General features: G+C 32.2%; 18 protein-coding genes, 1 riboswitch and 1 other annotated feature. Of the genes, 11 read left to right on the top strand and 7 right to left on the bottom strand.

What is annotated here, in order from left to right; genetic code table 11:
- Positions 1 to 4: 4 nt before the first annotated feature.
- The gene (locus tag JOD41_RS03135; RefSeq protein WP_205051530.1) at positions 5 to 160 is read left to right on the top strand and encodes a hypothetical protein; all 156 of its coding nucleotides are present in this window, start codon (positions 5 to 7) and stop codon (positions 158 to 160) included.
- Between the two features lie 13 nt (positions 161 to 173).
- Here JOD41_RS03135 and JOD41_RS03130 read toward each other — a convergent pair whose 3' ends face one another.
- Complete coding sequence (locus JOD41_RS03130; protein ID WP_205051529.1) at positions 174 to 1,889, bottom strand: vWA domain-containing protein; 1,716 nt, start codon at positions 1,887 to 1,889, stop codon at positions 174 to 176.
- Complete coding sequence (locus JOD41_RS03125) at positions 1,879 to 2,790, bottom strand: AAA family ATPase (protein ID WP_205051528.1); 912 nt, start codon at positions 2,788 to 2,790, stop codon at positions 1,879 to 1,881. The genes JOD41_RS03130 and JOD41_RS03125 overlap by 11 nt, the downstream gene beginning before the upstream one ends.
- Before the next feature lie 629 nt (positions 2,791 to 3,419).
- Positions 3,420 to 3,582, top strand: a binding site (T-box leader).
- A gap of 37 nt (positions 3,583 to 3,619) precedes the next feature.
- Between JOD41_RS03125 and serS the strand changes: the two genes are divergently transcribed.
- The gene (serS, locus tag JOD41_RS03120; protein ID WP_205051527.1) at positions 3,620 to 4,909 is read left to right on the top strand and encodes a serine--tRNA ligase; all 1,290 of its coding nucleotides are present in this window, start codon (positions 3,620 to 3,622) and stop codon (positions 4,907 to 4,909) included.
- A 221-nt stretch (positions 4,910 to 5,130) separates the two neighbouring features.
- A complete protein-coding gene (locus JOD41_RS03115) occupies positions 5,131 to 7,827 on the top strand; it encodes a cation-translocating P-type ATPase (RefSeq protein WP_205051526.1) in 2,697 nt (898 codons plus the stop codon).
- Between the two features lie 360 nt (positions 7,828 to 8,187).
- Here the strand turns inward: JOD41_RS03115 and JOD41_RS03110 are convergent, their stop codons facing one another.
- On the bottom strand, positions 8,188 to 8,772 hold the full coding sequence (locus tag JOD41_RS03110) for a hypothetical protein (RefSeq protein WP_205051525.1): 585 nt from the start codon (positions 8,770 to 8,772) through the stop codon (positions 8,188 to 8,190).
- 187 nt (positions 8,773 to 8,959) lie between these two features.
- Here JOD41_RS03110 and JOD41_RS03105 point away from each other — a divergent pair, with 187 nt between their 5' ends.
- The 7 genes from JOD41_RS03105 to gltX all read left to right on the top strand — a co-directional run bounded on the left by JOD41_RS03105 (position 8,960) and on the right by gltX (position 16,025).
- Positions 8,960 to 9,340 (top strand): GntR family transcriptional regulator, encoded by a 381-nt coding sequence (locus tag JOD41_RS03105; RefSeq protein ID WP_205051524.1) that lies wholly within the window; start codon positions 8,960 to 8,962, stop codon positions 9,338 to 9,340.
- Complete coding sequence (locus JOD41_RS03100) at positions 9,337 to 10,176, top strand: ABC transporter ATP-binding protein (RefSeq protein WP_070610218.1); 840 nt, start codon at positions 9,337 to 9,339, stop codon at positions 10,174 to 10,176. Before JOD41_RS03105 ends, JOD41_RS03100 begins: the two co-directional genes overlap by 4 nt.
- Positions 10,173 to 10,793, top strand: coding sequence for an ABC-2 transporter permease (locus tag JOD41_RS03095; protein WP_205051523.1), 621 nt, complete (start codon positions 10,173 to 10,175; stop codon positions 10,791 to 10,793). The genes JOD41_RS03100 and JOD41_RS03095 overlap by 4 nt, the downstream gene beginning before the upstream one ends.
- Positions 10,790 to 11,428: an ABC-2 transporter permease gene (locus tag JOD41_RS03090; RefSeq protein ID WP_205051522.1), complete on the top strand. Its 639-nt coding sequence runs from the start codon at positions 10,790 to 10,792 to the stop codon at positions 11,426 to 11,428. The genes JOD41_RS03095 and JOD41_RS03090 overlap by 4 nt, the downstream gene beginning before the upstream one ends.
- A 146-nt stretch (positions 11,429 to 11,574) precedes the next feature.
- A complete protein-coding gene (locus JOD41_RS03085; RefSeq protein WP_205051521.1) occupies positions 11,575 to 12,900 on the top strand; it encodes an NCS2 family permease in 1,326 nt (441 codons plus the stop codon).
- A 71-nt stretch (positions 12,901 to 12,971) separates the two neighbouring features.
- Positions 12,972 to 14,534, top strand: a complete 1,563-nt coding sequence (locus JOD41_RS03080; RefSeq protein ID WP_205051520.1) for an S-layer homology domain-containing protein — start codon at positions 12,972 to 12,974, stop codon at positions 14,532 to 14,534.
- Positions 14,535 to 14,549: 15 nt separating this feature from the next.
- Complete coding sequence (gene gltX / locus JOD41_RS03075; protein ID WP_205051519.1) at positions 14,550 to 16,025, top strand: glutamate--tRNA ligase; 1,476 nt, start codon at positions 14,550 to 14,552, stop codon at positions 16,023 to 16,025.
- A 76-nt stretch (positions 16,026 to 16,101) separates the two neighbouring features.
- Here gltX and JOD41_RS03070 read toward each other — a convergent pair whose 3' ends face one another.
- The 4 genes from JOD41_RS03070 to JOD41_RS03055 all read right to left on the bottom strand — a co-directional run bounded on the left by JOD41_RS03070 (position 16,102) and on the right by JOD41_RS03055 (position 20,437).
- Entirely contained in the window at positions 16,102 to 17,145 is a 1,044-nt protein-coding gene (locus JOD41_RS03070) for a polysaccharide deacetylase family protein (protein ID WP_205051518.1), read from the bottom strand.
- A gap of 64 nt (positions 17,146 to 17,209) precedes the next feature.
- The gene (locus JOD41_RS03065; protein ID WP_205051517.1) at positions 17,210 to 19,210 is read right to left on the bottom strand and encodes a YcdB/YcdC domain-containing protein; all 2,001 of its coding nucleotides are present in this window, start codon (positions 19,208 to 19,210) and stop codon (positions 17,210 to 17,212) included.
- A 76-nt stretch (positions 19,211 to 19,286) separates the two neighbouring features.
- A complete protein-coding gene (locus JOD41_RS03060) occupies positions 19,287 to 19,496 on the bottom strand; it encodes a DUF1858 domain-containing protein (RefSeq protein ID WP_156700594.1) in 210 nt (69 codons plus the stop codon).
- Between the two features lie 32 nt (positions 19,497 to 19,528).
- Positions 19,529 to 20,437, bottom strand: a complete 909-nt coding sequence (locus tag JOD41_RS03055; RefSeq protein WP_205051516.1) for a hypothetical protein — start codon at positions 20,435 to 20,437, stop codon at positions 19,529 to 19,531.
- Between the two features lie 86 nt (positions 20,438 to 20,523).
- On the opposite strand from JOD41_RS03055, the gene JOD41_RS03050 reads away from it, so the two are divergent.
- Positions 20,524 to 21,477, top strand: coding sequence for an AEC family transporter (locus JOD41_RS03050; RefSeq protein ID WP_156700590.1), 954 nt, complete (start codon positions 20,524 to 20,526; stop codon positions 21,475 to 21,477).
- A gap of 42 nt (positions 21,478 to 21,519) precedes the next feature.
- A riboswitch (SAM riboswitch) is annotated at positions 21,520 to 21,612 on the top strand.
- Positions 21,613 to 21,700: the final 88 nt, after the last annotated feature.

The following is a 21,700-nucleotide window of genomic DNA, read 5'->3' as shown; positions in this document are numbered from 1 at the left end:
TTAAATGAAAAAATTTTTTATAATACTTTTAAATGTTCTTATTTTTGCTGGGGCATCAATTTTACTTGAAAAGAGTGGAGATTTGATTATAAGAATAATTTATTCAGTAGTTTTAGTAAAAGCAGGATTTAATATAGAAAAAGCATTAAAAAATGAGTAGGTTAAAAAATAACCTACTCTATTTTATTTGCATAAGTTTTTAAAAATATACCAACGACTTTGTGAAATCTTGAAATATCTGTTATATAGGCATAGTCGCTGTCATAAATTCTTTTTATATTTAAGCTTTCTGATTCTTCTCCAGTGAAAACTCCAAAACTGTTGATGCCTTTAAGTCTCGTCAGGAGCACTTCCTTTGATGTGTCCATTACAGCCTCATCGTCCTTGTAATTTTCTCCTGGAATTTTTGATGCACCAACTATACCAATGTCAATTTCGTCAAAGGGAAGTCCATCAGTTAAAACTATTAAAAATCTTCTTGCATCATAATTTTTTGAAATCAAGTGGCGCATAAATTTTATGGCAAGACCATCTCTATTGGACCCACTTGGGGAATATTTGAAGATGTCCTTGTTTTTTGAAGATGGGTCCTTGTAGTCCCTGTATTTTTTTAGGACTAGATAATTATAAAAATTGTTGTAAGAAAAAATCCTAGTTTTTATATTTAGGCTTGTTAGAGCCTCTGCTATGATGTAGGATTCTGTTGCTACAATTTCTTTTCTCTCATTTTGGGATGCAGAAGAGTCAAGAAGGATATCTACAAAAATTTCGCTGGAGTCCTTTCTATTTATTTTTCTAAAAACTCTGTCCTCATTTAATTCCTTTGATTTCCAAATTTCTGATGGGATAATTTTTCCTGAATTTGATTTTACAATTTCATCTTCAGATTCCTTTAAGAGGGAATTTTTTATGATGCCAGCAAGTTCACGAATGGCACGCTGATTTTGAATTTTATTGTCTTCATAAAATTTTAAATTATCCTCATAATTATTTTTTTCTTCTTCAGCAAAATAGGAATTTTTATTTTCAAATTCGCCGCTTGGAAAATATAATTTAATGTCTTTGTGGATGCCTGTGGAAATTTCTCCAGCAATTTTATCAGAAACATATCTCTTTACTTTTTCTACGCCATAGTGTTTTTCTAGGGCCTCATAAATATTTTGGTCGCCAAAATTATTTTTAAAAGAATCTTCTTTTACATTGATGTCCCTATATTCGTCGTTGAAAAAAGTAAATTCCGCAGATTCAATGTTGTACCTCTCGAGGAAGGTATTGTCTACAAAATTTTTTCTCTTGTAGGGGGTACTTTTCTTGGAAGAGGAATTTGACTTTTTTTCCTTTTTAAATTCCTCATAATTTTCATCAAGGTCCTTGGGAAGATTTTTATTAATGTGAAAATATTTTTTGAAGAGATATTTTAAGAAATCCAAATACATAAAGGTGTCCTTATCCTTAAAATTATAAATTTCATATAACATCTCTTCCAAAACTCTTTGAATTTTTGGATACTTTCCTCTTTCTTTTCTGATGTAGCCAATTTTAAGTTCCGTCGTTAAAATAATTTTTCGTCTATTTAGATTTTTTAAGATTTCCTCGTCATGGGATTTTTTAAAATCAAGGGTGCCAGGTCTTTCCAAAATCATTTCCTGAGAAAAAATATTTTCCATAATGAGTTTTGAAATTTCCCAGAGGTCTTTTTTGTTGTTTAAATTATTTACATATCTCTTAAAAAAATCATCTATTGTATAAAAATCAAAGTGCCTTGAAGCGTAGCCAAGTATGGAAGCCTCGTAGGCATCAGCTGGTTTTAGGGAAAAATTAAAAATATCAAAATCGTAAAAATCTGAAAGAGTCCAAAAAATATTTTTTAGTCTATTTTCATCCTTCAAATAAATCAGCTCTCTTTATGTCCTTTAAAAAGAGAGTGTCAATTACATCTGTGACAATTTCTCTCTCATAGGAGTCAAAAGTCTTATCAACTATACCAAGTTCAAGGGAATCTCTTATGCCAAGGCCTCTATTCATAAGTTCGATGCTGGAAAGAAGTCCACGAAGGTCAATTGCCTTAGAAGAAATTTCTGAATTTAGAGATTTTTCTTGCAAGTCTAAAAATAATTTTGTGAAAATTTTTATGGCGCTGTCCTTTAAATTTGTGTTTTCTTTAAACAATTTTGCCAAGTCACTTTCTGCAATTGTTGGCATGTCAATTACCAAAAATCTTGAGACAAGAGCTTCGTTTAAGTCACGAGTGCCAATGTAGCCGTAGTTCATTGTGGCAATAAATCTTGTTGCGTCATGAAGATTTAATCTGTCATAGCCAGAAATATCTAATACTCTTCTGTAATCAAGTGTTGAGTGGACAACAGATAGGGCTTCGTTTTTTGCCATATTAATTTCGTCAAAAACTGCAAAGCCGCCTTGTTCTGCTGCTTCATAAACTGGACCTTTTTTTAGGGTTACTTCGTTGTTTTTAAAGGTGTCAGACCCAATTAAGCTTGATGGGTCTGATGCAATGTTAAGAGAAACTGTCCAAAGTGGTCTCTTAAAAAGATAAGCAAGATTTTCTGCCAAGACATTTTTGCCTGTCGCTTTTGGTCCAGATAGAAGGATGTTGTCGCCAGATAAAATTGCTGCAATTGCCTTCTCCCAAGTTTTTTTGCCATAATATTTATATTTTATTTTTGGAATCCTATATTCATAATCTTCCTTTAAGTCATGTTTTTCTATAAATTCATCTACTCCCTTAAGTAGATCTTCTGAAACGCCTTGTGAAAGTAAAAACTCTTTCATTTCATCACCTCAAATGTATTATAACAAAAAGAAAAAATTATGTGCGTAAATAAATTTTGCAAAAGGAAGATGTTCTTGTTATAATGTAATAAAGTTTGAAGGAGGAATTATTATGGCTTGTACTTCTAATTCACTTATTGCTTTAATTCTTGGCTTGGGAATTTACATAGGTGTTTTTGTACTTATAATTTTGGCAATCCTTGCCCTCATAAAGTATCTTAAAAAATAAAAAAAGGCTTAGTAGCCTTTAAAAATAGGAATATTATGTTATAATATAGATAAAGAGGACACCGTTTAAGACGGTTGCTCTAAGTTGATATTTATTTAATACCACTTGTAGTGCAATACAGGTGGTATTTTATTTTATGCTATTAAGAAACAGGGCTAATACAGCAATAATCAAACCAATAAATTTTAGCATGATGCTTAAAATTTCAAAATCTGACATTGCAATCACCCCCTTTACTATAAAAGTAAAGAGCAACCACCTAGCCTGTGCCCGAATGGGTATATGTCCTCATCTAAATTATACATATTTTAGAAAATTTCATCAATTCATAATAATAAAATTACTTTAAAGTACAAAAAGCTTGAACTTATTTTTCCTTATGGTATAATAAAAAAAACTAAAAAAGACAATAATTGAGAATAGTAATTTTAGAAAGTTTTTTAGAGAGCAGGTGGTTGGTGTAAATCTGTAAACTCATAAAATGAATCCACCTCATAGTCTATGAATTTTTAAGTGAACCATTTGGTTAATTAGGGTGGCAACGCGGGTCTCTCGTCCCTTTAGGGATTGAGGGGCTTTTTTTAATTTAAGGGAGGATTTATGTTAGACATTAAATTTGTAAGAGAAAACCCAGAAGCAGTAAAGGAAAATATTAAAAAGAAATTCCAAGACGATAAACTTCCACTAGTTGACGAAGTTATAAAAATTGACGAAGAACTTAGGGAAAAAAAGACTAAGGGAGATAACCTTCGTGCAGAAAAAAATCAAACTTCAAAAGAAATTGGTGGCTTTATGCAAAAGGGCGAAAAGGACAAAGCCGAAGAAGCTAAAAAAAGAGTTTCTGATATAAATGAAGAAATTACAGAACTAGAAGCAGCTGAAAAAGATCTTGCTGAAGAACTTAAAAAGAGAATGCAAGTTATTCCACAAATGATTGACGAATCAGTGCCAATAGGAAAAGACGACAGCGAAAATGTTGAAATTGAAAGATTTGGCGAACCAGTAATTCCAGATTTCGAAGTTCCTTATCATGTTGACATCATGGAAACTTTTAACGGAATTGATTTAGATTCTGCAAGAAATACTTCTGGTGCAGGCTTTTATTATTTAAAGGGAGATATTGCAAGACTTCACTCTGCAATTTTATCTTATGCAAGAGATTTTATGATTGACCGTGGTTTTGAATATCACATTCCACCATTTATGATTAGATCAGATGTTGTTACTGGTGTAATGAGTTTTGCTGAAATGGAAAATATGATGTATAAAATTGAAGGAGAAGACCTTTATCTAATTGGTACATCTGAACACTCAATGATTGGTAAATACATCAACACAATAACTCCTGAAGAAGAAATGCCTCTTGCACTTACATCTTATTCTCCATGTTTTAGAAAAGAAGTTGGAGCTCACGGCATCGAAGAAAGAGGAGTTTATAGAATTCACCAATTTGAAAAACAAGAAATGGTTGTAATTTGTAAACCAGAAGATTCAAAGGATTGGTTTGTAAAATTGTGGCAAAACACAGTGGACTTTTTCCGTTCACTAGAAATTCCTGTAAGAACTCTTGAATGTTGTTCTGGCGACTTGGCAGACTTAAAGGTAAAATCTCTTGATGTTGAAGCCTTTTCTCCAAGACAAAATAAATATTTTGAAGTTGGATCTTGTTCAAACCTTGGCGATGCACAAGCTAGAAGACTTAATATTAAACTTCGTGGCAAGGACGGCACATATTTAGCTCATACATTAAATAACACAGTAGTTGCACCACCAAGAATGTTAATTGCCTTCTTAGAAAACCTTCTACAAGAAGATGGCAGCGTAAAAATTCCAAAGCCACTACAAATGTACATGGGCGGCATGGAAAAAATTGTGCCAAAAAATAAATAAAATTTTCTAAAAAAGACTTGAATTAATTTTATTTGGGTAAAATAAACATAGATTGTTTTAGGCAAAATAATTTGATATAATTTATTGGCTTAGGGGAGTAACATTTAAATTTTCAGTCGTCATTACGGCATAGCCCGGCTGGAAAGCTTATTATTAAGTTTGTGAGACCGATGTAACAATCGGTCTCTTTTTTTATTTTGCATTTATTATAAGGAGGAAGTATGGAAAAGAATTGGTATAATCAGTCGCCTGATGAGGTCCTAAAGAATCTTTCCACCACAAAGGAGAGGGGACTAAGTGAAGATGAAGCCAAAAAAAGGCTAGAAGAGTATGGGGAAAATGCTCTAGCAGAGGAAAAGAAAAAATCCTTTGGAGAAAAATTAAAGGAACAATTTTTTGACCCAATGATAATTATTTTAATTGCAGCAGCTCTTGTTTCTATTTTTGTAGGAGAAGCTCTTGATGCAGGAATTATCATTGCCATTGTAATTGTAAATGCCTTTCTTTCAATTTATCAGGAGGGAAAAGCAGAAGAAGCCATTGCAGCTTTGCAAAAAATGTCTTCGCCAAAGGCAAAGGTAATAAGAGATGGAGATCACGAAGAAGTTGACTCAAATAAATTAGTGCCAGGAGATATTATTGTTCTCGAAACTGGAGATATTGTCCCAGCAGATTTAAGACTAATTGAATCATCAAATTTAAAAATCGACGAGTCTTCACTTACTGGTGAATCTGTGGCAGTTGAAAAGCACTTTGATGCAGTTTATGATGGCAAAATGGAAATTGGCGATAGAGAAAACTTAGCTTATTCTTCAACTATTGTAACTTATGGAAGAGGCATGGGAGTAGTTATAGAAACTGGTCACAAGACAGAAATTGGTAAAATCGCAACTTCTATTGCAACAGTTTCTGATGAGCAAACTCCACTTCAAAGAAAACTTGCAAAACTGTCCAAAACTCTTGGAATTTTAGTAATAGTTATCTGTGCAGTGGTAATGGGAGTTGGCTTAATTTACAAGCATGACCCACTAGATATGTTTATGACTGCAATTTCCCTTGCAGTTGCAGCTGTTCCTGAAGGACTTCCTGCCATTGTAACAATTGTACTTTCAATTGGCATGGGCAAGATGGCAGAAAAAAATGCCATAGTAAAAAAACTTTTGGCAGTGGAAACTCTAGGTACAACAACAGTAATTTGTTCCGACAAAACTGGTACACTTACACAAAATGAAATGACAGTTGTAAAAGTCTTTACTGACGGACAAGTTTATCATGTATCTGGAACTGGTTACTCTCCAGAAGGCGATGTCACTAAAAAAGATGAAATTGTCACAATTGATGAAGATGAAAACTTAAAAATCCTATCATCAATTGCTGCTTTAACTAATGATGCAAAATTAAAGCTAAAGGATGGCGAAGCTTCTATCACTGGAGACCCAACTGAAGGAGCCCTTCTTACTTTTGCAGAAAAAGCTGGAAATGGACTGGATAATCTTTATAAAAATTTTGACAGATTGGAAGAAATCCCCTTTGACTCTGACAGAAAGATGATGACAACTTTCCACGACAAAATTTTTGATGCAATTGCATCTTTTACCAAGGGAGCACCTGATGTTGTCCTTGACAGATGCGAAAAAGTTTTAATTGATGGAAAAGAAGTTGAACTTGACGAAAATATAAGAAAAGAAATTTTAGAAAAGAACAGTGAATTTGCAAGATCGGCCCTAAGATGCTTGGGCTATGCCTATAGAAAACACAGCGATATGCCAAGTGAAATCACATCAGATGCTATAGAAAAGGACATGGTCTTTGTTGGACTTACTGGAATGATTGACCCATCAAGACCAGAAGCCAAGGCAGCCATAAAAGAATGTAAGTCAGCTGGCATTAGACCTATTATGATTACTGGCGACTATCTTGAGACAGGACTTGCCATAGCAAAGGATCTTGGAATTGCTGAGCATGACGATGAAGCAATAATGGGTAGAGAACTTAACGAAATGTCTGAGGCAGAACTTAGAGAAATCGTAAAGGAAAAATCTGTCTACACTAGAGTTTCACCAGAAAATAAAGTTCAAATTGTTACAGCCCTAAAACAAAATGGTCACATAACAGCTATGACTGGCGACGGTGTAAATGACGCACCTGCAATTAAAAAGGCAGACATTGGTATTGCCATGGGAATTACAGGCACAGATGTTGCAAAAAACACTGCTGAAGTAATTTTGACAGACGACAACTTTGCAACAATTGTAAATGCTGTTGAAGAAGGAAGAATAATTTATTCCAACATAAAAAAATTCGTGGCATATCTTCTTTCATGTAACTTGGGAGAAGTTCTAATAGTTTTAATTTCAATTTTAATGAACTTGCCAGTGCCACTAATTCCAATTCAATTACTTTGGCTTAATCTTGTAACAGATTCCTTCCCAGCTCTTGCACTTGGAGTTGAAAGAGGAGAAGCTGACATAATGGATGAACCACCACGTGACCCTGACGAGCCAATCCTTGATACAGAAATAAAAATTACAGTTGCCATCCAATCTATTGCAATCACAGTTGCAACCCTACTTGCTTACTTTGTAGGACTAAAATGGTATGGACAAGCTGAGGGGCTTCAACACGCAAGGACAATGGCGTTTTCAACACTAATTATTTGTGAACTTTTAAGATCATACACATCAAGATCAATTGATAAGACTGTTTTTGAAATTGGTGTCTTCACAAATAAAAAATTAGTGCTTGCAACAGCCTTTTCCTTCCTTTTGATGCTTCTTGTAATTTATGTGCCAGTGCTAAACTATGCCTTTGGACTTATGGACTTAGGACCAAGAGAAATCGCAGTAGTTATTGGATCAGCTCTTATTCCACTTGTAGCTGGAGAAATTCAAAAGAAAGTAAGATTCAAGAAAAAATAAATAAAAATTAAAAGATAAAAAAGAAGTGTCCTTAAACTGTAAAAAGTCTAAGGACACTTTTTTATTATATATAATTTTATAGGAATTATTATTTTTTGAAAAAATAAATACTTAGAGAAATAATAAGACCAATTAAACTACCCGACATTGATTCTTTAGCAAGATCATACAGAGAGATACTAAATATTCTTTCAAAACTTGACAATTTGTAAAAGATAAAGAAAAGGATTCCTAATATAAAAAATAGTACAGTAATCTTGCAGATATACAATAAGTAAAAATAAATATCGTCATTTACATTAATTTTTTTATAGTGTTTTAAAATAAATTTTTCAAACAATAAATTTATTTTTTTCATATTTAATATACCTTATAAGAATTAGTTGTATCACTTAGTACTTCACCATCACTATTTGTAAAACGGACTCTGTATAACACCCATTTAGAATCTAATTGTTTTTTTCCAGTTATTTGAGAAGTTTTATATCGTCTTTTCTCAGACTTCCAAGATTCTATTGTGCCAGTTTCTCCAACATGATGTGATTTTCCGATAATATCCATTACAATTTTTGGCACAATATAAGGAACAGCAAATAAATCTGATACAAGTCCATAAATAAAATCTTCATCACTAGCTTCTTTTTGCATAACACGTTTTTTTCCTTGATAAGACCAAGGGTCTTGTTCGGTTTCATAGAAAAAAGGATTATTCATAGCTTTAGCACCATCTTTAAAATAAAATGAGCCTACTTTATTATCAAGAAAACTTTCATTTTTTGAATTGTAAGATATTGCAAAAGTGTTTGTTGTTAATAATGTTGCAAACACTAAAGTTGAAGCTATTAGTTTAATTTGTTTTTTTATAAGTTTCCTCCTAATGCATTGAAAACGATTGTAAATATAATTGTGATAGTAGCTACATACTTCACACCATAAAAATATCATAAAACTTCAAGTATGTCAACATAAAACTTAATATAGGCAAACGAAATCGTTTTTTATTATTTCCATAATTAAGTGAATAAAGAAAAAAGTTTATCTTTCATAAATTAGTTTTATAAAAATCTTGACAAAAATATTTACTGGGATTATAGTGTAAATATAAAGTATATACACTTAAAGGTGGTGTGATATGAAAATTATTATTTCAAATGATAGCGGCCTTCCAATTTACGAGCAAATAAAAAATCAAATTAAGGCTCAAATTGTTGCAGGAGATTTAAAAGCTGACGAAGCTCTTCCTGGTATGAGGACTCTTGCCAGCGACCTAAAGGTTTCTGTCATAACGACAAAGCGTGCCTACAATGACTTGGAGCAAGAGGGCTACATTTATTCCATGCCAGGCAAGGGTTCCTTTGTAAAAAAATTAAATGAAGAAGTTGTAAGAGAAAATGCTCTTGCAGAGATAGAAAAATATTTTACTGACGCAATGAGAGTTGCCAAGGCTTCTGGCATTGGCATAGATGAATTGCAAGAAATTTTAAAGACATTAGACGAAGTGGGTGAAGTATGAAAGTAGTAGAAATAAAAAATTTGAAAAAAGAATTTAAGGATTTTGAACTTGATATAGACAGTTTAGAAATACCAGAGGGAGCAGTTATAGGTCTAATTGGCGAAAACGGTGCAGGAAAAACAACTCTTTTAAAATGTATTTTAGATTTATACAAATACCAAGGCGACATAAAAGTTTTTGGAGAAAAAATTCATAAAGAATCTTTTGAAAAAATTGGGGCAGTAATACCTGACTCCTTCTTCAATGATACCTTTAAGATAAAAGATGTTGTAGACATTTTAAAAGTTGCCTACAAAAATTTTGATGAAGAAGTATTTTATGACTGTGCAGATAAATTTAAGATGCCAAGGGACAAGAAGTTAAGCGAACTTTCCACAGGAAACTTGATGAAATTAAAAATAATTTCTGCAATTTGTCACCAGCCAGAATTATTAATTTTTGACGAGCCAACTTCTGGACTTGATCCAGTTATTCGCGACGAAATCATTGAGTTTTTATTTGACTACATGAGAGATGGAGACAGGACAATTTTATTTTCATCACACATCTTGTCTGACATAGAAAAAATCGCCGACTATATAATTTATATCCACCAGGGAAGAGTAATCTTATACGATGAAAAGGACTCCCTAATAGAAAAATATGGAATCCTAAAAACGTCTGAAGAAAATTTAAAAAATTATGGAGACTTTATCTTAAAGACAAGAAAAAATAAATACTCAACAGAAGCCTTGATAAAAAATGTCCAAGTTTTTAAAGAATTTTATCCAAATGAAGTTGTTGATAAGGCCAGTGTGGAGGACATAATGATATTTTTATCAAGAGGTGAACAATGAAAGCAGTTTTATATAATGACTTTAAAATTGTAAAGAAACTTGCCCTACCAATTGTTATATTTATTACTGCCATACTTTTTATAGGTTTTTTGATAACAGGACAAGTTTTCAGCAAGTTTTTTAGCCAATGGACTCTTACAATGATATTTATCATTAGGACACAAGGTGTTTTTGGAGATAACTTCAAAGATTTTCAAAAGTTCATGACTATGCCAATATCTATTGAGGACTATTCTCTAGCCAAGATAATAAAAAACCTAATTATCTTTGCAATTACTTCCCTTGTTTTGTTAATGGTATTAATTCTTAGTAATGAGGAAGATAAAAATTTTATGATAAATCTTTATCTAAGTATATTTATTGCCCTTGACTTTATGGCACTTAGCCTTAGTCACATTGTTTTTACAAAATATAAAAAGGGAATAGTTGTATTTCTTTACAGTATTTTGATTGTAGGCTTAGGAATATTTTTTGCCATGACCTACGCAGCCTATTATGAAAATTTATTAAACTACAGACCTGCCTTTATTATAGGTTCAATAATAATTTGCATCTTGTCCTTTAAGTTAGACTATAAATACTCAACAAAATATTTGAGGGAGAGGGGGATATTATGAAAATTCTTTTAAAAAATGATTTTAAAATTAGAAAAAAATATATCATCGCCTATTTCATATTTATTGCAATGATATTTTCCCTAAAGACTATAGGACTAAAGTCAGTGGAATTTTCTTTCTATTCAGATAGAGCTTTTACCCTATTATTTATTATAAGCCTGCTAATTCACTATGTCCTATATATAATATCTAGCGAAGGAATGATTATAGATAAGAGCAAACCCTACCTTTTGACTCTTGGTTCAACAAGAGCTGACCTAATAAATGTAAAATTTCTAAAGATCCTTATGATTTTTATAATAGATTCAATATTAATTTATTACATCATGCAAGATGTTGAAATAAATGGAATTGAATTTAACCTTGGATTTTTTATTATGCTTTTTGTAATGGCATATTATCTTATAAGTATTCCAATTTACCTTTACTTTGGACATACAAGTGGCATTGGAACAATTTTTACATCTTCGCCAGCTCTACTTCCTATATTAGATAAGTTTGGAAAGAATCCAGCAGGATTTTTTATAGGAATAATTAATAGAAGTAGTAAGCTTGTCTTATCCTTATCTTTAATTATTTTCATTATAATAATTTATACAGTCTCTAGAATAATAGTGGAGAAAAAAGATTTTTAAAAAATTATAGACTCAAAGGACTTTTGATATCAAGAGTCCTTTTTAATTTGTAAATTTATAAAATAAAAACTTTACCATCCTTGTGTCATTTGTCTTTCAATGTGATAGAATAAAAAATGTATTTTATATGAGGAGGAAAAAGAAAAATGGAAACAAATTCGAGTTTTTTAGAAAAGACTTTTTCTCTAAGTGAGAGAAAGACTAATGCCAAGACAGAATTTTTGGCAGGACTTACAACTTTTATGACCATGTCTTATATCTTAGTTGTAAATCCAAATATGTTATCTGAAACTGGAATGGACAAGGGTGGAGTTTTCACTGCCACTATTGTTGCATCTATTATTGCCATGCTCTTTATGGGACTTTTTGCAAACTTGCCCTTTGCACTTTCTGCAGGTATGGGACTTAATGCATTTTTCACATACACAGTAGTCCTATCTATGGGTCACGATTGGTCCTATGCACTTACTGCAGTATTTTTAGAAGGTATCATCTTTATAGTTATGAGCTTTTTCAACATTCGTGAGGCAATATTTACTTCAATACCCATGTCTCTTAAAAATGCAGTATCTGTTGGTATAGGCTTATTTATAACTCTAGTTGGACTTACATCATCAGGCATGATTGTAAATAACGATGCAACTTTAATTGCCCTTGGAGAAATTGCATCAAGACCTTCAGTAGTCTTTATAGTTTCACTTATGGTAATGGCTTTTCTTACAGCAAAAAATGTAAAGGGAGCTCTTTTATACGGAATAGTAACGGGAACTGTCCTTGCACTTATTTTAGGAGTTACACATCTTCCAGGAGGAATGTTATTTTCACTTCCACCATCACTTGCTCCCGTTGCCTTTAAACTTCACTGGGGAGATTTATTTACCTTTGACATGTTTTCAGTAATGTTTACATTTTTATTCGTAGACTTATTTGACACTGTGGGAACTTTAACTGGCGTTGCCACAAAGGCAGGTTTAATTGATGAAGATGGAAATCTTCCAGGAGTTGGTCGTGCCCTTTTATCTGATGCCATTGGTACAGTTGTGGGAGCACTATTAGGAACATCTACAGTTACAACTTTTGTTGAATCAGCATCTGGTGTAGCTGACGGAGGTAGAACAGGACTTACATCACTTTCTTGTGCCTTTTTCTTCCTCTTGTCATTATTTTTATTCCCAATATTTTCTATTGTGCCAGCTCAAGCAACATCAGCTGCCCTAGTTATGGTTGGACTATTTATGATTAGTCCAATTAATCAAATAAAATTAGACGACTACACAGAATCAGTGCCAGCCTTTTTGACAATGGTTACTATGCCCTTTGCCTATTCAATTGCAGAAGGTATTTCAGTTGGAATGATTTCTTATGTAATATTAAAAGTAGCAACAGGTCGTGGAAAAGAAGTTAGCCCTGTAATGTATATCTTGGCTATAATCTTTACCCTAAGATATTTAAGACCATTACTAGCTTTTTAATCTTTAAATACTCATTTATTGAATTGTTTAAGCCCCTTTAGTATAATAAAAGTATTAAGGGGGCGTTTTTAATGAAAAAAATGTTTTTATACATAATAATGGCTTTTACACTTTTTGTAAATGTTTTTGCAGCTGAGGATATTCAAGTTGTCTTGGAGCAACCTGCTCTTTCTGAAGTAAAAAGTGGGGACTCTTTGAAGTACAATTTAATTGTCAATTTGCCAAAAAATTACAAAGAGAAGTATTCTTCATTTTCTGTAACTCTTTTATTAGACAGTGCTCTTGAAGTTAAGAATTCAAAATTTTTAGACCAAGAAGAATCTCAAGGTAAACTTGACATAAGAGAGACTTCTATTAAGGGTAAGGACCAAAATATTATTACAATAAATGTCAATGACCTCTCTGTTATTAAGGGAGAAAAATTAAATCTTGAAATTGAAACTAGGGTAAAAAATGATGTTGGTTCTAGTTCAAATTTAAAAAATTCCTTTGTTTTATCTTATGTTGACAAGGGTGGAGAAACTAAGAGTGACCAAAAAAATCTTGAGTCTTCAACAAAAACTCAAAATGGTGTTCTTTCTATAAAGGATGTCTACGATGGCTCTAGTGAAATTGTTGGAAAAACAGAAAAAAATGCAATGGTTAGGGTGGCAATTGATAAAAAAGTTGTTTCCAATGCACTTTCTGATAAAGAAGGCAATTTTAAAATTGAAAATTTAGATTTAAAGGAAGGCTCTATAATTAGGATAGTTGCTGAAACTAAGGACAAAGAGGCAAGCTTAGACTATATTGTTAAAGCTAAGATTGAATCTAAAAAATCTAGTGAACTTGTAAATGACAACAATGATGAAAAAGAACTTTACAGCACAATTAAAACTCTTGAAAAACTAACTGATTATGTTGATTTTGCAAAAAATCTTTCCACTGCAAAAACAAGTAATGTCAATGAAAAGAGAATTCGCGCTGCAATTGCATCAGCTGAATATATTGTTGTAAAAAACGAGGTTTCCACTGATGAAATTAATAAATCTTTAGAAGAACTTCAAAAGTCAATTGAAGTTATTAGGCTACCATATATGTCAGGTGTCTCAAAGGATAGATTCGCTCCCAACGAAAAAATTACAAGGGCTGAAGCTGCTTCGGTTTTAAAAAGAATAATTGATGACAAGGCAGCTGCCAACGATATATCTTCTTTTAGGGATATAAAGGAAAGTGATTGGTTCTATGACAATATTGTATTCATTGAAAAGAAGGGTTTAATTTCTGGCTATAAAGATGGAACTTTTAGACCTAGAGAAGCAATGACAAGGGCTCAATTTGCTAGCATGATGGCAAATTATTTAAAATTACAAGTTGGAAATAATCCAATTGATTTTAAAGATGTCAAGGAAGATTTTTGGGCAAGTGATGCCATAAACACATTGTCAAGTCATGGAATTATGGTTGGTAAATCTAAAAATGAATTTAAACCAAATGAAAAAATCACAAGGGCAGAGGCTGCCACAATTTTTAACAAAGTTTTAGATAGAAAGATAAATAAATCTTTCTTAGATAAATATTCAAAGAACCCATTTAAGGATCTAAAGAGAGATCACTGGGCTTATTATCAAGTTATAGAAATTACAGCAAAATAAGGAGAGAGGAAGAAAATGTCAGATATTAAAGTAAGATTTGCACCATCACCAACAGGTTATTTACACATTGGTGGACTAAGAACTGCCCTATATAATTATTTATTTGCCAAGAAAAATGGCGGTAAATTTGTTTTGAGAATTGAAGATACAGATAGAACTAGATATGTGGAAGGTGCCATAGAAAATTTAATTGAATCCCTTGAATGGGCAGGCATCACTCACGATGAAGGTGTCTTTGTAAAAGATGGAAAGATTACAGATGTAGGAGACTGTGGACCTTACATTCAATCAAATAGACTAGAAATTTATCAAAAATATGTTGATGAATTAATTGAAAAGGGCTTTGCCTATTATTGTTTCTGTTCTAAGGAAAGACTAGATAATCTTCGTGAAGAACAAAGAATTAAGGGAAAGGTTCCTAAGTACGATGGACTTTGCCGTGGCATTCCTCTTGAAGAAGCAAAGAAGAGAGTTGCAGCAGGGGAAGACTATGTTGTTAGACTAAAACTTCCTAAAAACAAGGACATAACATTTTATGATGCTGTTCGTGGCAAAGTTACAATAAACACAGACGAAATTGACGACCAAGTTTTGATGAAATCTGACGGATTCCCAACTTATCACTTGGCTGTAATTGTTGATGACCACCTAATGGGCATCACTCACATTGTAAGAGGAGAAGAATGGCTTCCATCAACTCCAAAGCATGTCTTTATGTATGAATGTTTTGGCTGGGATGCACCAGAATTTGTTCACCTTCCAACTGTTTTAAATAAGGACAGAAAAAAACTTTCTAAGAGACAAGGAGATGTTTCAGTTGAAGACTTTAGAAATAGAGGATATTTGCCTGAAGGAATTGTAAATTATCTTGCTCTTGTTGGTTGGTCACCAGAAGATGGGGAAGAAATTATGACAATGGATGAATTAATAGAAAAATTCTCCTTTGAAAGAGTAGGGAAGTCTGGAGGAATTTTTGACACAGACAAGTTAAACTGGGTCAACTCTCACTACATGAAGTCCTACGACTTAGACAAGTTAGCTGAGCTTTCAATTCCATTTGTCACAAAATCAGGACTTTTAACTGAAGAAGAAATAAGAGGAAACTTTGAATGGTATAAGATTTTAATTGACACTGTAAGAGAAGCTTGCGACAAGTTAGAAGACATTCCAAAACATATTGACTTCTTATTTGGTGACATTGAAATAACAGAAGATTCAGCTAAGGAAGAACTTTCCCAAGAACATGTGCCTGCACTTCTTGACTCCTTTATAAAGATTGTAAAATCTCATGATGAAATAGATATGGAAACTGCCAAGGGACTTATGAAGGAAGTGCAAAAGGACTCTGGAGTAAAGGGCAAAAAACTTTACATGCCAGTAAGAGCTGCAATCTCAGGAAATGTTCACGGACCAGAAATGCAAAATATTATTTATCTTTTAGGCAAGGATAAATTAATTGAAAGAGCAGAAAAAATTAAAAACTCACTTTAAAAAATAAATGAGAGAAAAAAAAGAGGACTGAAAAAAATCAGTCCTCTTATTTATGAAATTTTCTAAAAATTTGAAGTTATTTTAAAATTCCAAATTCGTAACCTCTGTCTCTAAAATATTTTATTACAGAAGTTAGCGAATCGGCAGTTAGCTGCTTATTTATTGCATCGTGGGCAAGGACAACGGCAATTTTTGTATTTTTATTTTCGTTAAGACTTTTGTCAAGATAAGATACAAAGCCTTCAACGCTTGTAGGTCTAACAGATTTTTTTTCTGCATCGCCAACAAGTGAGTTCCAGTCGATCCAGTGTATGTCCTTAGATTCTAAAAGTGCATTACTTGCATCAGTGTTTTGCCAAGACATTTCGCCGCCAGGATATCTAAAGACGCTGGAGTGAAAGTCAGGTCCTAGAATATTTTTTAGTCTATCATTAGTTTTTGCAATTTCTTCATAGACTCTTTCAGGGCTAACTACTCTTCCTGGATAAAGATATTCATAGTCGTGACTAAAGGAGTGAGTTGCAATGGCATTTCCATTTCTTAAAATTTGGCGAACTTGACTTGCCGTTTTATCTCCTATAGATTTTCCAACTAAAAAGAAAGTTGCACGAGCATCTTCTTTTTTTAGTATATCTAAAACTTGTGGAGTTATAGTATTGTTTGGTCCATCGTCAAAGGTTAAAAATACAATTTTTTTGTCGTCCTTATAATTATTTTTTTTGATATATTGGCGAATTTCCTTTGCATCATAGGCAAATTTATCGACTTTTTTCAAGTGATTAGACCCCTTAACTATAAATTCATCTTCCATACGAAGTAGTGGGTCAAGTGCCACGTTGGAAATATATTCAGGATCGTAGTAGTATTTTCTTGGTCTGTCCTTATCGATTTCGTTGGCATAGTACCACATAAGGGCAGGAGAAATTTCATCCTTTGGTTTTTTTATTGCAGAAAAAATCTTTGAAAATATAAAAATAAGGATTAGGGCAAAAATTGAAATAGAAATTATTTGCCTTATCCTCTTTCGTCTTCTTGCTTTTTGTCTTCTTAATTTTTTTCTCTTATCATAATTTGAATTTTTATTTGCATAAGCCTTTGCATCGTAATTTGTTTGGGTCATAAAAAACCTCCCACTGATAATATACATCAGTGGGAGGCAACTTGCAATTACAAAAGAATTACAATTACTTTATTGAATTATAGATTAGGTATAAAATTTCTTCAAGACTTAAGTCTTTGTCTGGATTTATTTCCTCGTCAATGTAGCCAAAGCCCTTTGCCACTATATAATACTTTTCATAGTCGCCTAAGGATTTTTGATTTTTAAAGATGTCTTCCTTAAAAATTCCCTTTGCCTTTGTGAAGTCCTCATAGCCTCTGTCTATTACTAATATTTTTATGGCATCTTTTTCAGGAATTTTCTTGTCTTTTACTTTATCCCCATCTAAGTCATAGCGACTAAAGTCGTAATATTCGCCTGCATACCTTCCATTAAGGAGACCTAAAAATTCCTTGTAAGTTATTTTGTCAGATAATTTTTTGCCAATGGTTCCAATTTCCATGTCCTTTAAAGAATTAATTGCATCCTTATCCCTTGCCTTATCAAAGTCTTCATAGGATATTTGTTCTTTAAAGTTAACTATATTTCCAGATTTGTCTCGTAAAATTTTATCTTCGCCAACTAGAGGGACAATATTTTTTATTTTTCCGTAGAGAAGCTTAGGACCCTCTTCAGTCATTTCATACTTTAAGCCAAAATTTTTAGAATTTAAATAAATTTTATTTGCCTCATCCTTTGTAAGAGCTATATCTTTTGCCTTGCTAAAATCTGCACTTGAAAAATCTTTTTCATAGCTTACAACATTTTTCTCGTCATCGACTGCAATAGTTACGCCTTCACCAAGAACTGGAAGAGAGTTCACGAACCTTGGTATAAAAAGGATAGTGATGTAGTCAAATTTCTTTACATCAATTTTTTCTAAATTAAGTTCAGTCTTGTCCCCATACTTTTCTAGGAAGTTAAGGGCAATTTTTTTAGCTTCTTCATCAGTGACCTTAGTCTTGACATCCTTTTTGTCAGTCCAAATATCTAAGCCAACTAATTTTAAATTTTTAGCATTTAATACAAGGCTGCCAGGATTTTTTTCCTTTTCAAGATTTATTTTGTAATAATAATTATCCTTGTCAGAAGTTAGGGAAATACTTTCAACTGTATAAGACTTGCCCACAATTTCAAGAGCCTTGTCCTTAGCTTCAGATTTTTTCTTTAAATTCTTTAGACCGTCAATTTTTTTCACTTCAACTTCACTTAAGGCAGCTGAATCTTTTGCTTCTTCAGTGGCATAAGGCATGAAAGGATCTCTTAAATTATTTTTAAAAATCTTACCTGTAAGGGCATCAATATCCACTACATCACTTGAAAAAACTTTTTCTACAGACTTGTTGCCCCCAGAAACTTTGTAGGAGAGAGTGAGAGGGGATTTTTCTAAAAATAATTTTTCTGCCTCTTGAGGACTAATTTTTGCCTTCTTCTTAAAGTCTTTGTCTTTTAAAAATGTTATGGCATAGGAATTATCTCCCATGAGCATCATGTCACTTATTTCGCCAGTCTCAGTTGAAAAGCTTACATTCAAATAATTATCAGCAAGAGGTATTCCAGCTAAAAGCCTTTGATAAGTTAGGTCTATATAATCACTGCCAGGGCGGATACTATAATCGGATAAAATATATTTCTTGTCAAAATCTTTGATTGCCTTCTTTAAAATATTTTCTGCAGCCTTTAGAGCATCATCCTTTGAATATTTTTTCTTATTATTTTTCTCATCACTAGAATTTCTCCACTTATTATAGGAAATAAATTCACCATCGTTAGTGTAGGAGACGCTGAGCTCGCCTAACTTTTCGTCAGACCACCTGTAAGTTGTGATGGACTTATTTTTTATGAGCTTGTTTAAGTATTCACTTCCAGTGTCACTGTTCATAGGGTCACTAGAAATAGTAAAGCTTTCATAATCTCCAGTGACCTTAAAAATCTTTTTAATTTCTTCAACTTTTTTCTTTTCAGCCTCTGTCACTTCAAGGGTCACTGCCTCATCTGTTGGGGTGTAGTTAGCTTTTTCAACTGAAGCCACAACTGGTCCCACAAGTAGAGCCAAGGATAGGGCATAAATTATTTTCTTTTTCATAATTATCTCCTTATTAAATCGCTAAAGTATTTATGTAAAAAAAGAAGAGGCATCTGCCTCTCCTTTATAGCTTAAATTAAGCATCTGCTTCTTCTTTGCTATCTTTATTAAGTGCAGCTACAAGCATATTAGGATCTATACCGTGAACCATTGCAGCTTCTTCAAGAGATTCCATTTGAGAAGAAGGACACATAATACATCCCATGCCGAAGCTCATTAAAGTGCCAATTGATTCTGGTTTTTTTGAAAGAATTTCTCCAATTAACATTTCTTTTTTAATTTCCAATGTAAACACCTCCTATTAGATTATACCCAATCTTATTTATATTTAAAAGATGAGTATTTAATAAAATTATCTTCAGTCTTTGCACCGAGAGAGATTTCAAATTCACTTGTGGAGTCAAAGCCCTTTGAAGCAAGAGTTTTTGCAACTTCAAATTTTCCTTCATAAGGGAAAATTTCAGATTTTTCTCCTTGAGTAATTCTTATATAAGGTTTATATGTGAATTTTCCAATATACTTTGTCAAGGAAGGATAAACTTCTACAATATTTTCAGATTTAACATATTGAGTTTCTCCTGAAAGTTGTCCTTCTTCTGTTGTTGCAAGGACATTGTTATTAATATTTTTTATAAAATTATTAATATCTAAAATTGGGTCCTTTATAATGTCAAGTTCTTTTTCATTATAACCTGCAGCATAATCAACAATTTTTACTTCAACTTGATTATTTACAAGAGATCTTGGTTTTATAGCTTTGGAGTCAATTAAAACCTTGTTATTTTTTTCATCAAAATTTACATCAAAGCCAATAGTTTTTCCTAATTCTCTTAGTTTAAAATAATTGTAACCATCAATAGAATAAACATTAAAAGAATGTCTTACGCCATTTACATAAACATTGTGAGTTGATTTTTTTATGTCAGAATCACTATCCTTTAGTGGAGTTAAATCAGCATCAGTTTTTTTGTAATCAGATTTGCTAGTAATAATAACAGCAGATCTATCTTCATCATAACTTACATTAAATTCTGCATCTTTTCCATCTAAAAGAGCTGCAACATCTCTAAGTTTAAAATAATTGTTATCTTGGATTATATATCCTTTCACATCAGTGTCCTTGCCATCTAGTAAGATACTTTGACTAGAAACTTTTGCACCAGCAAAAACATTAACGCTAGAAAATAAAACAAGAGATGTAACTATTGTTCCTAAAATTTTTTTCATAATACTACCCCCTATCCCTATTGTATTGTAAAAGATGACCCTCGACAAGAAGAAAAATTTAACCTATAATTAAATTAGGTGATGAAATGGAAAATTTGTTAATGGGGATTAATATTATATCACCCGTTTTTTTTGTTTTGCTCATAGGATATTTTGCAAAACAAAAGGGTTATATAGATAATAATTTTGTGGATAAAGGCACCTGGATTGTATTTTATCTGGCACTACCCTTTAAATTATTTTATGACGTAAAAAATGCAAGGATTGAATCTCTGCATCCAAAATATGTGGCATATATTTTATTGGGAGTAATTTTTATAATATTTATTTCAATAATTATTGCTAAAAGTTTAAAAATTAAAGATAAGCGAAAATTATCTGCCTTTGTACATTGTGCCTACCGTTCAAATTTTGTCTATGTTGGCTTTCCAATATTAGATATTATTTACAATGGTGCGCCATCAATGGAACACATGATAGTTATAATTTCTTTTGGCTTAACTTTATACAATATTTCAGCTATAGTTCTTCTTACTTATTACAGTGAAGCTGAAGAAAAGAGAATTTCTATTTTAGATATAATTATAAAAATTCTAAAAAATCCAATGATAGCTGGAGTTGTTTTTGGTGCAATTTTTAATTTTTTACATTTGCCAGTATATCAAGGAGTGGACAGAGCCATAGAAATGGTTGCAAAAATTTCTACACCAATGTCTCTTATATTAATAGGTGCAAGTTTAAATTTTGAATCTTCAAAAAGTGACTTTAGACTTATGTTTATTTCAGCTTTTATAAAAACTGTTGTGGCACCAGCCCTACTTATTCCTATAGGAGTTAAACTTGGCTTTACAAATATGGAACTTGGCATTGCTTATGTATTTTGGGCAACACCATGTGCAGCAAATTGTTTTATATTTACAAAACAAATGAATTCTGATTATGAATTTGCATCTAAGGTAATAACTCTTAGTTTCATAATGAGCATAATAACCTATCCAGTAGGTATATCTATTATGAATTATTTTAATCTATTGCACTAATTATATGTAAATGCTATAATCACATTACAAATAAAAAATAATACCTTATTGAGAGTGGTGGAGTGAATGGGCACTTTGAAACCCGGCAACCTAGTTGGTGCTAAATCCCACAGATTTTTATCTGAAAGATGAGGTTTAATGGTCCTCACTTTTTGCGTGAGGATTTTTTTATGGATTGTTAATTTAACTATGAGATAAAGACAAAAATAAATTCATACATTAA

It is taken from the genome of Peptoniphilus gorbachii (assembly GCF_016908115.1).
Classification (GTDB): Bacteria; Bacillota; Clostridia; order Tissierellales; family Peptoniphilaceae; genus Peptoniphilus_A; species Peptoniphilus_A gorbachii.
The sequence above is the reverse complement of the archived record's forward strand: the minus strand, read 5'-3'. Positions and strand labels throughout refer to the sequence as shown.

Bases quoted from the DNA above. Each gene is read 5' to 3' on its own strand.
- JOD41_RS03135 (WP_205051530.1), top strand. From the start codon at position 5: ATGAAAAAATTTTTTATAATACTTTTAAATGTTCTTATTTTTGCTGGG.
- JOD41_RS03125 (WP_205051528.1), bottom strand. From the start codon at position 2,790: ATGAAAGAGTTTTTACTTTCACAAGGCGTTTCAGAAGATCTACTTAAG.
- serS (WP_205051527.1), top strand. From the start codon at position 3,620: ATGTTAGACATTAAATTTGTAAGAGAAAACCCAGAAGCAGTAAAGGAA.
- JOD41_RS03115 (WP_205051526.1), top strand. From the start codon at position 5,131: ATGGAAAAGAATTGGTATAATCAGTCGCCTGATGAGGTCCTAAAGAAT.
- JOD41_RS03110 (WP_205051525.1), bottom strand. From the start codon at position 8,772: ATGATATTTTTATGGTGTGAAGTATGTAGCTACTATCACAATTATATT.
- JOD41_RS03105 (WP_205051524.1), top strand. From the start codon at position 8,960: ATGAAAATTATTATTTCAAATGATAGCGGCCTTCCAATTTACGAGCAA.
- JOD41_RS03100 (WP_070610218.1), top strand. From the start codon at position 9,337: ATGAAAGTAGTAGAAATAAAAAATTTGAAAAAAGAATTTAAGGATTTT.
- JOD41_RS03095 (WP_205051523.1), top strand. From the start codon at position 10,173: ATGAAAGCAGTTTTATATAATGACTTTAAAATTGTAAAGAAACTTGCC.
- JOD41_RS03090 (WP_205051522.1), top strand. From the start codon at position 10,790: ATGAAAATTCTTTTAAAAAATGATTTTAAAATTAGAAAAAAATATATC.
- JOD41_RS03085 (WP_205051521.1), top strand. From the start codon at position 11,575: ATGGAAACAAATTCGAGTTTTTTAGAAAAGACTTTTTCTCTAAGTGAG.
- JOD41_RS03080 (WP_205051520.1), top strand. From the start codon at position 12,972: ATGAAAAAAATGTTTTTATACATAATAATGGCTTTTACACTTTTTGTA.
- gltX (WP_205051519.1), top strand. From the start codon at position 14,550: ATGTCAGATATTAAAGTAAGATTTGCACCATCACCAACAGGTTATTTA.
- JOD41_RS03070 (WP_205051518.1), bottom strand. From the start codon at position 17,145: ATGACCCAAACAAATTACGATGCAAAGGCTTATGCAAATAAAAATTCA.
- JOD41_RS03065 (WP_205051517.1), bottom strand. From the start codon at position 19,210: ATGAAAAAGAAAATAATTTATGCCCTATCCTTGGCTCTACTTGTGGGA.
- JOD41_RS03055 (WP_205051516.1), bottom strand. From the start codon at position 20,437: ATGAAAAAAATTTTAGGAACAATAGTTACATCTCTTGTTTTATTTTCT.
- JOD41_RS03050 (WP_156700590.1), top strand. From the start codon at position 20,524: ATGGAAAATTTGTTAATGGGGATTAATATTATATCACCCGTTTTTTTT.